The 14,953-nt window shown below is 57.7% G+C and carries 18 protein-coding genes; 11 read left to right on the top strand and 7 right to left on the bottom strand.

What is annotated here, in order from left to right; translation table 11 throughout:
• Nucleotides 1-4 precede the first annotated feature (4 nt).
• From ACN0TA_RS09835 to ACN0TA_RS09845, 3 genes are read right to left on the bottom strand one after another with little or no spacing between them, the layout of a single operon-like run.
• The gene (locus ACN0TA_RS09835; RefSeq protein ID WP_417582330.1) at nt 5-283 is read right to left on the bottom strand and encodes a hypothetical protein; all 279 of its coding nucleotides are present in this window, start codon (nt 281-283) and stop codon (nt 5-7) included.
• Nucleotides 283-777 carry a xanthine phosphoribosyltransferase gene (gpt, locus tag ACN0TA_RS09840; RefSeq protein WP_417582332.1) on the bottom strand — a complete coding sequence of 165 codons (495 nt, stop codon included), beginning with the start codon at nt 775-777 and terminating at the stop codon, nt 283-285. Before gpt ends, ACN0TA_RS09835 begins: the two co-directional genes overlap by 1 nt.
• Complete coding sequence (locus ACN0TA_RS09845) at nt 774-1,547, bottom strand: competence/damage-inducible protein A (RefSeq protein WP_417582334.1); 774 nt, start codon at nt 1,545-1,547, stop codon at nt 774-776. Before ACN0TA_RS09845 ends, gpt begins: the two co-directional genes overlap by 4 nt.
• 170 nt (nt 1,548-1,717) lie before the next feature.
• Here ACN0TA_RS09845 and ACN0TA_RS09850 point away from each other — a divergent pair, with 170 nt between their 5' ends.
• Genes ACN0TA_RS09850 through radC form a run of 4 tightly spaced genes read left to right on the top strand, consistent with a single transcriptional unit; the run spans nt 1,718 to nt 4,363 of the window.
• Nucleotides 1,718-2,062: a DUF3088 domain-containing protein gene (locus ACN0TA_RS09850; protein WP_417582336.1), complete on the top strand. Its 345-nt coding sequence runs from the start codon at nt 1,718-1,720 to the stop codon at nt 2,060-2,062.
• A 13-nt stretch (nt 2,063-2,075) separates the two neighbouring features.
• Complete coding sequence (sfsA, locus tag ACN0TA_RS09855; RefSeq protein WP_417582338.1) at nt 2,076-2,777, top strand: DNA/RNA nuclease SfsA; 702 nt, start codon at nt 2,076-2,078, stop codon at nt 2,775-2,777.
• A 33-nt stretch (nt 2,778-2,810) separates the two neighbouring features.
• Entirely contained in the window at nt 2,811-3,647 is an 837-nt protein-coding gene (gene map, locus ACN0TA_RS09860; protein ID WP_417582342.1) for a type I methionyl aminopeptidase, read from the top strand.
• The gene (gene radC, locus ACN0TA_RS09865; protein WP_417582344.1) at nt 3,644-4,363 is read left to right on the top strand and encodes a RadC family protein; all 720 of its coding nucleotides are present in this window, start codon (nt 3,644-3,646) and stop codon (nt 4,361-4,363) included. The genes map and radC overlap by 4 nt, the downstream gene beginning before the upstream one ends.
• Nucleotides 4,364-4,417: 54 nt before the next feature.
• Here the strand turns inward: radC and ACN0TA_RS09870 are convergent, their stop codons facing one another.
• The 3 genes from ACN0TA_RS09870 to ACN0TA_RS09880 form a co-directional block, all read right to left on the bottom strand.
• Nucleotides 4,418-5,599, bottom strand: coding sequence for a GNAT family N-acetyltransferase (locus ACN0TA_RS09870; RefSeq protein ID WP_417582345.1), 1,182 nt, complete (start codon nt 5,597-5,599; stop codon nt 4,418-4,420).
• 171 nt (nt 5,600-5,770) lie between these two features.
• Entirely contained in the window at nt 5,771-6,508 is a 738-nt protein-coding gene (locus ACN0TA_RS09875; RefSeq protein WP_417582347.1) for a cytochrome c biogenesis CcdA family protein, read from the bottom strand.
• Between the two features lie 96 nt (nt 6,509-6,604).
• A complete protein-coding gene (locus ACN0TA_RS09880) occupies nt 6,605-7,306 on the bottom strand; it encodes a GAP family protein (protein ID WP_417582349.1) in 702 nt (233 codons plus the stop codon).
• A gap of 133 nt (nt 7,307-7,439) precedes the next feature.
• On the opposite strand from ACN0TA_RS09880, the gene rpe reads away from it, so the two are divergent.
• From rpe to ACN0TA_RS09900, 4 genes are all read left to right on the top strand, one after another.
• Nucleotides 7,440-8,114 (top strand): ribulose-phosphate 3-epimerase, encoded by a 675-nt coding sequence (gene rpe, locus ACN0TA_RS09885; RefSeq protein ID WP_417582351.1) that lies wholly within the window; start codon nt 7,440-7,442, stop codon nt 8,112-8,114.
• 34 nt (nt 8,115-8,148) lie between these two features.
• The gene (gene purB, locus ACN0TA_RS09890; protein ID WP_417582353.1) at nt 8,149-9,453 is read left to right on the top strand and encodes an adenylosuccinate lyase; all 1,305 of its coding nucleotides are present in this window, start codon (nt 8,149-8,151) and stop codon (nt 9,451-9,453) included.
• A gap of 349 nt (nt 9,454-9,802) precedes the next feature.
• Nucleotides 9,803-10,354: an RBBP9/YdeN family alpha/beta hydrolase gene (locus ACN0TA_RS09895; RefSeq protein WP_417582355.1), complete on the top strand. Its 552-nt coding sequence runs from the start codon at nt 9,803-9,805 to the stop codon at nt 10,352-10,354.
• A 70-nt stretch (nt 10,355-10,424) separates the two neighbouring features.
• The gene (locus tag ACN0TA_RS09900) at nt 10,425-11,726 is read left to right on the top strand and encodes a mechanosensitive ion channel family protein (RefSeq protein ID WP_417583053.1); all 1,302 of its coding nucleotides are present in this window, start codon (nt 10,425-10,427) and stop codon (nt 11,724-11,726) included.
• 87 nt (nt 11,727-11,813) lie between these two features.
• Here the strand turns inward: ACN0TA_RS09900 and ACN0TA_RS09905 are convergent, their stop codons facing one another.
• Nucleotides 11,814-12,140 (bottom strand): DUF1476 domain-containing protein, encoded by a 327-nt coding sequence (locus ACN0TA_RS09905; protein ID WP_417582357.1) that lies wholly within the window; start codon nt 12,138-12,140, stop codon nt 11,814-11,816.
• Between the two features lie 261 nt (nt 12,141-12,401).
• On the opposite strand from ACN0TA_RS09905, the gene purC reads away from it, so the two are divergent.
• The 3 genes from purC (at nt 12,402) to ACN0TA_RS09920 (ending at nt 14,855) form a co-directional block, all read left to right on the top strand.
• Nucleotides 12,402-13,166, top strand: a complete 765-nt coding sequence (purC, locus tag ACN0TA_RS09910; protein ID WP_417582359.1) for a phosphoribosylaminoimidazolesuccinocarboxamide synthase — start codon at nt 12,402-12,404, stop codon at nt 13,164-13,166.
• 34 nt (nt 13,167-13,200) lie between these two features.
• Nucleotides 13,201-13,443: a phosphoribosylformylglycinamidine synthase subunit PurS gene (purS, locus tag ACN0TA_RS09915; RefSeq protein WP_417582361.1), complete on the top strand. Its 243-nt coding sequence runs from the start codon at nt 13,201-13,203 to the stop codon at nt 13,441-13,443.
• Nucleotides 13,444-13,766: 323 nt separating this feature from the next.
• A complete protein-coding gene (locus ACN0TA_RS09920; protein ID WP_417582363.1) occupies nt 13,767-14,855 on the top strand; it encodes an acyltransferase family protein in 1,089 nt (362 codons plus the stop codon).
• Nucleotides 14,856-14,953: the final 98 nt, after the last annotated feature.

Here is a 14,953-nt window from a genome sequence, read left to right on the forward strand (position 1 = left end):
CGGCCTATTCTCCCTTGTAGCCGATTTCTATCCGGTCCAGTTCTCCCGGCTTCATTGTGTCGAGCCAGGCTAGAAAATCGGGAACGTCCCTGAAGCCCGCGCGGTGTGCGTCGGCCTCGGAAACGTCTTCCGCTCTTATCGGTGTGATCGCGCCGATCTGCAAGATGCCAACTTTGGTCTTGAGCGTGCCCCCCGTCTTCACCGTCCGCCGCCGCCAGCGACGGAACTGAAGCGTGATCTCGCCCGATTTTATCTTCTCGAGAACCTCGAGCTTGATCAGCATCAGTCTGTGCCACCGGCGATGGGTGCCGCATAGGTGAAGTCCAGATCCCACGGAAAAAAGATCCACGTATCCTGGCTGACCTCGGTGATAAAAGTATCGACCATTTCGCGGCCCTGAGGCTTGGCATAGACAGTCGCGAAATGCGCGTTTGGCAGCATGTCGCGCACAGCACGCGCCGTTGCACCAGTATCGACGAGATCGTCGATAATGAGCAGCTTTTCGCCTGAAGCATCGGCGGCGATCAAATCGGCATTTATCGATTTTAGGACTGTAATCTTGCCCTGGCTCTGGTGGTCATAGGATTTGACCGAAACGCTCTCGATCACCCTGATGTTAAGTTCTCGCGCGATGATCGCCGCCGGGACCAGCCCACCGCGGGTAATCGCCACGATCGAATGAAACGGCCCTTCGCTGGTCAGCCGCCATGCAAGCGCGCGCGAGTCACGGTGAAACTGATCCCATGAGACCGGGAATGATTTGTTCTGCGGGATCATGCGTAAGGTTCCTTGGGCAAAACGATGTTCTTTTCGGCGTGAAGACGATCGACCAGCGCCTGCACGTCGGCTGTCGCTTGTTCAAGACGTTTAATATCGTGGCTGCGCAGTACGAGATAGGTCATAACATGGGTATTCCCCATCTGTGGGTATGAGCCGATCTTGACGTCATCGTAGCGCGATTGAATTTCGCCAAGGGGATCGCCAACGGCGCCCTCCCCCACGGCGGCCGGAACCGTGCGACTCTCCACCTTGCGGCCCCCCTCAAGGGTCGGCGCTATGGATTCGAGCATGGCCTGCATGATTTTGGGCACGCCCGCCATGACATGCACATTCTCGATGCGGAACCCCGGCGCTGCCGACACAGCATTCACAATCAGATCGGCCCCTACCGGAATACGCGCCATGCGCAATCGCGCCGGCGTTGCCTCCGTGCCGCTTTCCGACCAACGCGCCTCAAGCATTGCCCGCGCTTCAGGATTGATCGGCAAGTCCACTCCGAACGCCTTCGCTATCGCATCGGCGGTAATATCGTCATGGGTGGGGCCGATTCCCCCGGTCGTGAACACATAGGTTAGCCTTGCCCGCAGCGCGTTGACCGCCTCGACGATCGCATCGGTATCGTCCGAAACAACCCGCACTTCGCGCAGTTCAATTCCCAGATCGGTACAAAACTGCGCAGTGGCTGCAATATTGACGTCCTTAGTCCGTCCCGAGAGGATTTCATCCCCGATAACGATGAGACCGGCAGTAACGAGCGATGAAGACATTGGGCCGCCTGGAAAAAAACAAGCGCCATGGATGCCCTTGCCAGCCTGAAAAATCAAGCGTGACGCCATTTCCACAGTCCTGCATCCCCAATCGTGTGACACCACTGCTTGCGGCTGGATCGATTCATGGGGTATCGGGAGCGCGTCAGCAGGAACGCGGGGAGCCCGCAATGACCCGAGACAAGCTTTTCCGCCGACCGGATTTCTTGGATCCGGCCTTTCCCGGCAAGTGGAGTTACTGCTGGCGCTGCGCCCTGATCGAAGGCGTGCTCACTTCGTTGCCCAAGCTGGCGAGGAATCTCGACATCGAGCGCGTCAAATGGTCCAGACCGCGCCAACCGGCAATGGAGATGGTCGGCGAGGCAAACCAATCGCTCCCGCTGCTCGTCCTCGCTGATGGCAGAACTTCGAACCATCAATCCGGTAAACTAGAGGGCCAGGCGTTCATCAACGACAAGGACCACATATTATCCACATTGTCCAAGCGCCACGTCTTTCCACTTCCGCACCCTTAACCCCCGTTTCGTCATGCTTTTCCCTTCACCGCTCGTTCGCGGAACGCTCATCAAGCGATACAAGCGCTTTCTGGCCGATGTGACTCTGGAAACAGGAGAAATCCTGACTGCCCATTGCGCCGATCCTGGTGCCATGACCGGGTTGGCCATGCCCGGCCTACCGGTCTGGCTCTCGAAATCGAATGATCCCAAACGCAAGCTTGCCTATTCACTTGAGCTTGTCGAACTGCCCACAGGCATTGTGGGCATCAACACTGCCCACCCCAACCGAATTGTCGGCGAGGCGTTGCGGGCAGGCGCAATTCCCCAATTGGCGGCCTATAATTCCATCCGGCCCGAAGTCAGATATGCCGAAAAGAGCCGCGTTGACTTCCTTCTGACCGCCGAAGGGCTGCCCGACTGCTATGTGGAAGTCAAAAACGTCCACCTGGTACGCGATGCCGGATTGGCCGAATTCCCTGATTCGGTTACGGCCCGTGGCGCACGCCATTTGGCGGACCTGGCACGGATGGTTGCGCAAGGCCACCGGGCAGCGATGCTATATCTGGTACAGCGCAGCGATTGCATTGAGTTCACCCTCGCCTCCGACATCGACACAGCCTATGCAAAAGCCTTCGCCAGCGCCCGCTCAGCGGGGGTTGAGGCCCTCTGCTACGCCACGAACATCACGCCTCACGCCATCACACTCGGAGACCCCCTTCCCATCCGCGAGTGACCCGATTACCCTTGCCTCCAACAGGAGACGATAATGACCACCTACGTCGAAGCGGCGGCCAAAAAGAAGCGCATGCCCGGTGTCATCCCGCTGCACGGCGAAGAAGGCTTTGCCGGGATGCGCAAAGCCAGTGAACTGACCGCCGAAGTGCTTGATCTGATTACACCAATGGTTGAACCCGGTGTGCCGACTGCCAAGCTTGATCGCTTTGTCTATGAGTTCGCCCGCGACAATGGCGCCACACCGGCTACGCTCAATTATCGCGGCTATCGCTATTCGACCTGCACCTCGATCAACCATGTCGTGTGCCACGGCATGCCCAGCGACAAGCCGCTGCGCGAGGGCGATATTGTCAATATCGACGTCACACTGATCATGGACGGCTGGCACGGCGATTCGAGCCGGATGTACCCGGTCGGCGAAATTTCCCGCAAGGCAGAGCGGTTGATAGAAATTACCTATGAGAGCCTGCGGCTTGGCATCGAAGCAGCCCGTCCAGGCAACACTACAGGAGATATCGGCGCGGCCATCCAGCGCTACGCCGAAGGCGAACGCGCCAGCGTCGTACGCGATTTTGTCGGCCACGGATTGGGTCGCCTGTTCCATGACGAACCCAACATCATGCATTTCGGCAATCCAGGCACCGGTGTTGAACTCAAGCCTGGCATGATCTTCACCATCGAACCGATGATCAATCTTGGCCGGCCCCAGGTCAAAATTCTCAACGATGGCTGGACCGCTGTCACTCGGGATAGAACTCTGTCCGCACAATGCGAACATTCCATCGGGATCACTGAGACCGGGGCCGAGATTTTCACGCTGTCACCGCGCGGACTGTTCAATCCACTGGAGGCCCGCAAAACTCCATGACGTCGAAATCGGGGGGAGGCGACACGAATGGATTGGCCGAGGCGGCGCCCGATTATCACGGGCACCGCGACCGGCTGCGCGAACGGTTCAAAAAAGCTGGCGCTGTGGCTTTGGAGGACTATGAGCTCCTTGAGCTGCTCTTGTTCCGCATTTTACCGCGACGCGACACCAAGCCAATCGCCAAGGCAATGCTCAAGCGCTTCGGAAGCTTTTCCGAGGCGATCGGCGCACCACCGCATCTGCTTGAGGAAATCGACGGCCTTGGCCCGACTGCCATAACAGACTTAAAAGTCGTCCTCGCTGCTGCCCAGCGGATAGGCAAGGACGCCGTCCACAAGCGCCATGTTCTAGGCTCCTGGGCCGAGGTGATCGACTATTGCAAGACATCCATGGCTTACGAAACCGTCGAGCAGTTCCGCATCCTTTTTCTCGACAAGAAGAACAAGCTGATCGCTGACGAAGTTCAACAGATGGGAACCGTAGACCACACTCCGGTCTATCCGCGTGAAGTCATCAAGCGCACGCTCGAACTCTCCGCCACCGCACTGATCCTGGTGCATAACCACCCTTCGGGTGATCCAGCGCCGTCATCTGCGGACGTTCAGATGACGCGCCAGATCGCCGACATCGCTAAACCGCTCGGCATTACTGTGCACGATCACATCATCGTCGGCAAATCCACGCATACGTCGCTTCGCGGCATGAAACTCTTTTAAAGACAATCCGTTAGCTCACGTTTCGGAATCAAAATACCATGCACAATCGGCCCGTCAGGTCTTGGCGTTGCGCGTCCAACCACCAACACGGCTGCGCAGCGTTCGGTACATGTCAAACAACGCCGGGCGACTTTTGATAGCGCCCTTCGCCCGATCTCCTGCCGCCATGCCCGCCGAAGCGAGTTGGCCGGTCGGCGTCAAAGCTTGAGTGAACGCCATAAGCGCCTGCTTTTCATTGCACCAGAGCCGCTTCTCCTCGCTCATACCTTTGCCCATGTCGACAAATTGATGACCGTCGTCAAAGCTGGCCTGCATGGCGCGCAGCAAATTCTGTTTTCCCGGTGAACCAGACTGCATATCCGGGCAAGGATGCATCGAGGTGATGAGAGAATAGAGGCCACCGCCTGCCTCGATATTGTAGCGAACGGCGATCACGGCGTCATCCAGCCGCAGCACATGCAGCACGCCGCCGGCGCTGGCCATGGCGAGCTTGTAGAAATCCTTGATCGCACTATCGCGAAATGGATCGCGGATACCCTGTACCTTGAAACGCTCGGCCCGATGCGCAAACATCGTATCGATGACAGCGTCGGCTTGGGGACCGGCCCTTAGCACATCAAAACTGACCGCCCCGCGCCCAGCGAGCTTGTTGCCTTGCTGGCGATCCACTTTGCGCCGATGCTTGTCGCGACGATCCGCGTCGCAACTCGCCCAGTCGCTGTAGCGTGAAACATGCACGCTATCGGCAAGCGGCCGACTATTCAGCGCAGCGCTCAGCCCGCTGTCCTGCGCGAGCGCCAAAGGCATATCCGGCAGATGGACGAGATCACAGTCGGCGACAAGAAAAAATGTCCGCTGCCACAATGCCATACGTCCGGCGCTCGAAACACTTGCCCACAATTTTCGATCGAACAGCGGCGCGTACGCACCCAAATGCTCACCGGTAAACCATGTAGCAACACGCAAGCCATAGACACGCTTGCGCATCAACGGCAGTAGCGCAGCCGGTTTTCCGTCCAGCGAAATCAAGACAAATGCGCAGTTTTGGGCCGGCACGGTGTTTGCCTTGATCCATGCCATCACGAGCGCAAACTTTTGGGATGGCAGAATGCAGTGCGATTGCTCAAGCGACAGCCAGTGCGCAGCCACAGCATCGATCTCTTGCTCAATCCTGATCGACACCCCGGCCAGACCCGGACTAGGCACCATTTCAGAAGTGGCCAAACTTGCCGACATCGCCACCAATCCCCCATTTGATCCGGGTACACCCTGGACCCAATGGGTAAACTCGCGGTTTCGTGATCGCGTCGTGTTGCTTGAAAATTCCCCTCAGACAAATTTGTCTAAGATTATGGTTAACCAGACGCAAGAGCAGCATTCTCTTGGGCGGCATCTCAACTGGCCAGACTAGCCGAACTGATTGAGCACTTCGAAATTGGCCTGCATCCAGAAGGCTAGCCGGGTGAAATTGCCGGTGAGAAAGAGGATGCCGACGATGATCAACAATCCGCCCATGACCTTCTCGACCGTTCCGAGGTGTTTTTTGAAGCCGTCGAAAAATGTCAGGAACGGCCCTAATGCCAACGCCGCCAGAATGAACGGCACGCCCAGCCCTGCCGAATATACAGCCAGCAAGCCGGCGCCCTCCCAGGCCGTTTGCTGATTGGCGGCCACAGTCAGTATCGCAGCCAGAATTGGCCCGATACATGGCGTCCAGCCAATGGCGAAGGCCAGGCCGAGCAAAAAACCACCCAACGGGCCGCTGGCCATCTTGGGGCCCTCAAGCTTGAACTGACGATAGAGCCAGGAAATCCGGAAAACGCCTAAAAAATGCAGCCCCATGAGAATGATAACGATTCCGGCGATCGGCATCAGGATTGGCAGCGCGCGACGTAGCGCCTGCCCGAAAAAGGTTGCTGTCGCCCCGAACGCGATAAAAATAATCGAGAACCCAAGAACAAAAGCCAGTGCAGTAATGAGCGTACGGCCATAGAGCTTGCCGCCCGCCACACCTTCTTCGCGCAACCGCTCGAAGGTGGCGCCCGACATATAGCTGAGATAGGCCGGCACCAGCGGCAACACGCACGGGCTGAGGAAACTCAAAATTCCTGCGCCGAAAACGACTGGCAACTCAAATCCGAACATATCCGCTCCCGCGCTGATCCGGGCGCTGTTCTATCGATTGACCACAAATACGCAATGTGTTGCCGGGTCGCATCGCGGCTTAGTGATGATGCTACCCTACAACTCGAAAAGACGCTGTCCGGCGAATCCGGCAAGCACAAAGCCTGCGATTCCGACAACCCACATAGCCATCTCGTTTCCGACCTTGTCCAACCGCGAATTGAGCCCAACAAGGACCGGATCTGCCCGGTCGCGCAGCAAGATGCGCATGAAGATCAGAAAAAGTGCCGGCAGAATCATCACGAAACAATAAAATGCCAGCCACCCAACCCGCAGAGCCCAGTTCATGTCCTGCGCTGCGAGATATCCGACCGCACCAAGATATGGCAACATGGTGAAAACCTCGAGCCCGGCTGCAATAGCAGCAAGGAGAACCAGCCCCCGCATCGAGTGCGTCGATAGGGTCTTCTCTCGCCAGCGCGTAACGCGGGATGGACCTGCCTGAGGTTTGGATTTACGAAAGCTGATCGCCAAAAGAGCAAGGCCGATGGCAAACAGCGCGCCGTTAACTGGAGGGGTGTCGAGGAGACCTCCCTCTCCAAAGGCAGCCTGAATCCATCCAAGGGCCACATCGGCTCCGAGCATGAGTGCGATACCAATCGCGAAATAAATGCCCGCTATGCCCGCCAGGAAAATGCCGACCCGCCCTACTCGCAGCATACCGGGCGCAAGAAGCAGCCAGAGCGGAATGAACAGCGTGCCGATTGACGTGCTGTCGAGGAGTGCGAGACCACCAAGAATTGCGAAATTTGCGACCAACGCCCTTCCCCCGAAAGACCATTTTTTTGAATTAATTATCCCTTCGTTGCCAGTAGGCAAGGGCTTTTAGGACTGGGCATCGCGGCGGCAGCGTACTATGAAGCCGCGACAAAGCCGACCATTGGAGCGCTTCATGACCCGTAGCCCCATTAAAATTGCGCCCTCGATTCTTTCCGCCGACTTCTCCCGTCTGGGCGAGGAAGTGCGCGCCATCGACGAAGCTGGCTGCGATTGGGTGCACGTCGATGTGATGGACGGCCATTTTGTGCCCAACATCTCCATCGGCCCGCTGATCGTCGATGCGATCCGCCCGGTGACCGACAAGGTTCTCGATGTCCATCTGATGATTGCCCCTGTCGATCCCTATATCGAGGCTTTCGCCAAAGCGGGCGCCGATATCATCACCATTCACGCCGAAGCGGGCGCCCATCTCGACCGCTCGCTGCAGGCCATCAAGGCGCTGGGCAAAAAGGCCGGTGTGGCGCTCAATCCGGCAACTCCGGTTTCCGCCATCCAGCACGTCATTGATAAGCTCGACCTTATATTGATAATGAGCGTCAATCCCGGTTTTGGCGGTCAGGCCTTCATTCCCGAAGCCATCACCAAGGTCGAACAGGCCAAAGCCCTGATCGGCGACCGTGCCATCGAAATAGAAGTTGACGGCGGCGTGGACCCATCCAATGCCGGGGCGCTCGCCAAGGCTGGTGCCAGCGCTTTGGTGGCCGGCTCGGCTGTTTACAAAGGCAATGACGCCAAAACTTACGCCCCCCGCATCAAGGCCATACGCAACGCCGCGATGGCCGGCTAATTTGAACCAATCTTAGAACGACGGACCTAAACCCATGATCCCGCGCTATTCCCGCCAGCAGATGGTCGACATCTGGTCACCCGAGACCAAGTTCAAAATCTGGTTCGAAATCGAAGCGCATGCCACCACCGCGCAGGCCAAACTCGGCGTCGTGCCGCAGGCCTCAGCCGACGAGATCTGGGCCAAGGGCAAGGACGCAGAATTTAACGTCGACCGCATCGACGAGATCGAGCGTGAAGTCAAACACGACGTCATAGCGTTCCTGACCCATCTGGCGGAAATCGTTGGCCCGGAATCCCGCTTCGTCCATCAGGGCATGACCTCTTCTGACGTTCTGGACACGACGCTTTCGGTCCAGCTCGCCCGTGCCGCCGACCTAATGCTGGCCGATCTCGACGCGCTGCTCGCCGCGCTCAAAAAGCGCGCCTACGAGCACAAGAACACAATCACCATCGGCCGCAGCCACGGCATTCATGCCGAGCCCACCACGTTCGGCGTCAAGCTGGCTCAAGCCTATGCCGAATTTGCCCGCTGCCGCGAACGGCTGGTCAACGCCCGTGTCGAAATCGCCACTTGCGCAATTTCCGGGGCCGTGGGGTCGTTCGCCAATATCGATCCTTCGGTTGAAGAATATGTCGCCGAGCAGATGGGCCTTGCCGTCGAACCCGTCTCCACTCAGGTCATCCCGCGCGACCGCCATGCGATGTATTTCGCGACGCTCGGCGTTATCGCCTCGTCGATTGAGCGCCTTGCTACCGAAATCCGCCACCTGCAGCGTACCGAAGTGCTCGAAGCCGAGGAGTTCTTCTCCAAGGGCCAGAAGGGCTCATCGGCCATGCCGCACAAGCGCAATCCCGTGCTGACAGAAAACCTCACCGGCCTCGCTCGCCTGGTCCGCGGCATGGTCACCCCGGCGCTCGAGAACGTCGCCCTCTGGCACGAGCGCGATATCTCGCACTCCTCGGTCGAGCGCATGATCGGCCCCGACGCCACGGTGACCCTCGATTTCGCGCTGGCGCGCCTGACCGGCGTCATCGAAAACCTCGTGGTCTATCCCGAGACCATGAAGGCCAACATGGACAAGCTCGGCGGCCTGCACAATTCGCAGCGCTTCCTGCTCGCTCTGACGCAGGCCGGGATGAGCCGCGAGGAAAGCTATTCGGCCGTGCAGCGCAACGCCATGAAGGTGTGGCGCGGCGAGGGCAAGTTCCCGGACTTTTTGAAGGCCGATCCTGACGTCTCGGCAAAGCTTTCCGACGAACAGATCGACGCAAGCTTTGACGACGCCTACCACCTCAAGCATGTGGACACGATTTTCCGCCGGGTGTTCGGTGAATAGACATCACCGATAGTACCGCCAGTACCGGCCGTTTCCCTTCGGTTTCAATCCCACATCTTTCCGCAGAGCGTCGGGCACACTTTGTGTCCGGCCCCTGCCCCGTCGCTCACCGGAAACACTAGCTCCCCTGAATACGCTTAGGATGCTCCCGATCCAGTTTTCGCCGGCTCCATCGATACGGCCCATTTTCAATTCAGTCATGTTTTCGATCTCCGCTGAATTGAGAACATAACGGAAACACACTGACAGCTTGTGTCAGTAGCGTGCCCAACATCGCCGGCGCCCCACCCTATTGTTCGCCTAATGCGCCTCTTGCGCTACGGCCGGAAATCCACCAAGTAATCGTGTCATGAAAACTGCAGACGCCGACATTCTCATTGTTCCCGGCCTTGGCCATTCCGGCCCAGGACACTGGCAGCACCGTTGGGTCGAAAAGATCCGCAACGCCAAATTCGTCGAGCAGGACGAATGGGAAGCACCGACCCTTGCCGGTTGGCTCGAAACCCTCGAACGCGAGATCATGATGGCCACGCGCCCTGTCATTCTCGTCGGGCATTCACTGGGTGTGCAGGCCATCGTCGCTGCCAGCCAGACGCAGGCGGACACCAAGGTCAAGGCAGCTTTCCTCGTCGCTCCCCCCGATGTCGACGAGCACCCTGATGTACCCGCGGAAACCTCTCCATTCCGGGGGCTTTCGTCCGATCCGCTGCGTTTTCCCTCGATGCTTGTCGCGTCCTCGAACGATCCCTATTGCAGCGTCGAGCGCGCCGCTGAATTTGCGGCCCGCTGGGGGTCCGATTTTCACATCGCTGGCGATGCCGGCCACATCAATATCGAATCCGGTCACGGCCCATGGCCCGAGGGCCTGTTGATGTTCACCCGGTTGATGAGTCGCATCTAAAGCTTGTACGCCCCCTCCTGCTCGTGGCTTAATCAAGCCATCAGGTGATGCGGGGGAGAGCCGCGTGAACATACAGCTCGATAGTCTGAGGTTCACAGCCGGTCGGCTTTCGACTGGCTTCATTGAGACTTACTGGAATCTGGCAACCTTGCTTCAACTCGGCATGGTTGCGCTTGCAGCGCTGGGCGCTGTGCTACTCGGCTCACGGCTGGAGGCCGCGCTCGAGCGGCGCGCCCATGGAATCAAAGGTAACGCCGACCTCTTGCGGCTTGTCATCGCGCTGATCCGCCGGTCAGATCTTCTGGTTTTCGTGCTCTTGCTGTTCGGTTGCCGGCTCATGTTGCTCGTAGCCGGCGTTTCAACAGCAACTCTCGATATCGTTCTGCTGCTGGCGTCCGCCTGGCTCGGACTTGCTGTCGTTGCGCGCATCGTCCGCAACCGAACCCTTGCACGCATTATCGCCGTCGTTGCCTGGATCTACATCGCAATTGTGGTGCTTGGCCTGTCAGACGCAACAACGACAGCGCTGGAACAGACTGCCATCAACATCGGTGAAATTCGGATCACAGCGCTCGGTGTACTGCGCACGCTGGTGGTAACAGCCATCGTCATCTGGGGCGTCACATTCGTCAGCCGAGTCATAGAGGGCCGTCTTGAGCATGCAGAAGACGTATCCGCGTCGGTTCGGGTATTGGCGTCGAAACTTGTCAGGATCGGGCTGTTGGTGGCCGGGGGCGCCTTCGCATTGACGGCCACTGGGGTCGATCTGACAACCCTCACGCTGGTATCGGGAGCGATTGGCGTTGGTATCGGCTTCGGACTCCAAAAGGTGGTTTCCAATTTCATTTCGGGCATCATCATCCTGCTCGACCGGTCCATCAAACCCGGAGACACAATCGAACTCGGCGAGACCTTCGGCTCGATCAAGGAGTTGCGGGCGCGGTTCGTATCAGTGATGACGAGGGACGGTCGCAAATACCTCATCCCCAACGAAGATTTCATTACCCAGCAGGTTATCAACTGGTCCTATTCGGATCACAATGTGCGCATCGATGTCGAGTTCGGCGTCGGCTACGATAGCAATCCTCATCAAGTCGGTGTGCTTGCCATCAAAGCCACCAAGTCGATTCAGCGGGTGAGCGCCTACAAGGAACCGGTATGCTGGCTCGTTGCGTTTGGCGCCTCATCGCTCGATTTCAAGCTGCGCTTCTGGATTACCGACCCAGAAAATGGCCTTACGAATGTCCGCGGCCAGGTCCTGCTCGCGCTTTGGGACGCATTCAACGAGGCTGGCATTTCCATCCCGTTCCCCCAGAACGATATCAGCTTCAGTACCCCGCTCGAGGTGCGATCAGTTCGCACCGACGACTGAACGCGCATTTGCTTGCTGCGAGAAGGCTCACAAAAAAGTCCCCGATGCAGCCATCGGGGACCCAAATCACTGTGATCGCGTCGGACCTCAAATCTCGGAAAGGACTTCTGAGCGGGCCTGAATATCGTACTCAGCCACTTTGGCCTCAATGGTCCTTTCCTCGATTGCGACGCCTCTGGCATCGAAATCGTCCTTGATCTTGCGCAGGACGTCCGCCGGGCCGGCTTCTGTCATGTCGGCGGCGATCACCTCGGCTACGTAGTTGGCGATGTCATCGGCGCTTTCCACACCCATCTGGGCACATGCCCAATGGGCAAGATGTTTATTGCGGCGCGCTTCGGCTCGGAACCGCAGGGATGCGTCGTGGGCAAATTTGGCTTCCTCGCCCTTCTCGCGTTCGTCGAATGAAGACATATCCAGCTCCTCGCCTTTTTGCGTTCGATTTCTATTGGAGATAGGATGTCGCGCGTTTGAAATCAACGTGCAACGCACCGACGCGCGCAGCGTAAACCCTTTTCACTGTTTTTCCGCACCACAAAGGCGGAATCGCTGTATGGAGAGCTCCACAGGGTTCGGTCCCGCCCATGAAAGGGCTTGCAATGGCCACCCAAAAAGGCGCATGAGTGCGCCCAAATTCCGACCGCATTCAGGCGCAATTTACGGGACACCGAATTAATGAACCGTCGTCGCAAGATTTACGAAGGCAAAGCCAAGGTGCTCTACGAAGGCCCCGAGCCGGGCACGCTGATTCAGCACTTCAAGGACGACGCCACTGCCGGCAACGGCGCCAAGCACGAGATCATCGACGGCAAGGGCGTCCTCAACAACCGGATTTCCGAATATATATTTACCAAGCTCAATACGCTTGGCATCCCGACCCATTTCGTGCGCCGCATCAATATGCGCGAACAGTTGATCCGCGAAGTCGAGATCATCCCCATCGAAGTGGTCGTGCGCAACGTCGCCGCTGGATCGCTGTGCAAGCGTTTGGGCCTTGAATCGGGCACCCAGCTGCCCCGCTCGATCATCGAATTTTATTACAAAGACGATGCGCTCAACGATCCCATGGTATCCGAAGAGCATATCACGGCGTTCGGCTGGGCCAACCCGCAGGAGCTCGATGACATCATGGCGCTTGCCGTGCGCGTCAACGATTTCCTGACCGGCCTGTTCATGGGTGTTGGCATCCAGCTCGTCGATTTCAAGATCGAATGCGGGCGCCTGTTTGAAGGTGACCTCATGCGCATCGTTCTGGCCGACGAGATTTCGCCGGACAATTGCCGCTTGTGGGACATCAAAACCCGCAACAAGCTCGATAAGGACCGCTTCCGCGAAGATCTTGGCGGCCTGGTCGATGCATACCGCGAAGTTGCCCAACGTCTGGGTATCCTCGTTGAAGCAGACAATGCACTGACAACCGGCCCCCGGCTGGTTCAATAACCTTCCGCCCAACCAAAAGGCCAAACGGATCGCTATGAAAGCCCGCGTTATCGTTACATTGAAGACTGGTGTTCTCGACCCTCAAGGTCAGGCCATCGAAGGTTCACTCGAAGGACTGGGTTTTTCCGGCGTCCAATCTGTGCGTCAGGGCAAGGTGTTCGATCTGGAACTTTCCGCCACCGATCCCGTTAGTGCAAAAGCGGAAATCGAGAGAATGTGCGAAAAATTGCTCGCCAACACCGTGATTGAAAACTACGCAGTAGAGATCATCGGTTAACCTCTCCCATTTAAATTAAACGTTGCGCAGTTTGTCGCGTCCGCGCGCCATGGAGTATGCCTGAAATGCTGAAAACCGTTTCCCTTTCGGCCCTGTTCTTTCTCGCCCTTGGCGTGATGGTTGCCGCCTACGGCACAGTGCCGGTGGTCTGAAGCCGAAATAGATTATGTCCTGTCTAACGGCAGGACCAATCGGAAAAGGGCCGGAGCTCGACTTCGGTCTTTTCGCATTTTTAACCACGCTCTCAATTGCAAGCCCTCGCGCAAGGCCACGTTTAGTCTGCTCGACTAGGCTCCCCTCAAATCTTGCTGTGGGGACGCAAAATGACTGAAACTTCTGAACAACGCCATGCTTGGGTCGATGTGGCCAAGGGCATTTCCATCATCCTCGTTGTGATGATGCACTCGACATATGGTGTGGGTGAAGCGACTGAACGGGTCGGCTTCATGCACTATGTGCTGGGCTTTGCCACACCGTTTCGCATGCCCGAATTCTTTCTGGTATCTGGCTTGTTTCTATCGGCGGTCATTGCCCGTCCCTGGCGCAATTACGCCGACAGGCGGGTTGTTCATTACCTCTATTTCTATGCCCTTTGGGCAATAATTCTTATTGCCTTCAAGCACCTCGTGGTCGAACGAGACCCGGTCGGAACGTTGAGCCTTATGGTCAGCGCCATCTATGAGCCCTATTCGATCCTGTGGTTCATCTATGCGCTCGCCATCTTCAGCCTCCTGGCCAAAGTGTTTCACGGCCTGCGCATTCCTCATGTCGCTGTAGTGGTCATTGCCGCCGCCGCATCCATAGCACCGGTTGCGACATCAATTTCCATCGTCAACTACACTGCCGAGTACTTCGTCTATTTCTATGCCGGCTATGCTCTGGCTCCTGTCATCTTCAAACTGGCTGCGTGGATCGATACACACCCTGGTCCGGCTCTTGCCGGGCTCGCGGTCTGGGCTCTGGTCAATGCCATTTTGGTATTTTCACCGGGCCATGCCGTAACCTACGGGGTTGTGACAAGTGGCGTAGCGGGCGTTCCGGGCGCCAATTTTGCAATGGCCTTGGCCGGTGCCACCGCAGTCTGTGCGGCCTCTGTGCTGCTGGCCCGACTTGCAGCAATGGAGTGGCTGCGCTGGATCGGAGCCCATTCAATCGTCATCTATCTGAGCTTCGTCATCCCGATGGGCAGCTTCCGTACAGTGCTGCTGCGTTTTGTGCCCGAGATCGATGCAGGAATTGCGAGCCTTGCTTCGCTGGTCGTAGCGATCGTCTGCCCGCTCATCCTCTATTGGCTTATCGGCAAGATCGGTTTCGGCAAGTTCTTGTTCGAACGTCCATCATGGGCACACCTGCCCGGCGCACCCGGCAGCCGCTGGGGCACACCGCGCCCGGCGACAGTTCCAGCCGAATAGTCGCTTGCTGGCTTCAGCTTTGGGGATTCGTACGTAAACGCGTACGAATCCCCTTGCTTTTTGTGGCCAGAATTCCGACAAGGCGGCCATCCGGTTCA

It is taken from the genome of Pelagibacterium sp., assembly GCF_048264985.1.
GTDB lineage: Bacteria > Pseudomonadota > Alphaproteobacteria > Rhizobiales > Devosiaceae > Pelagibacterium.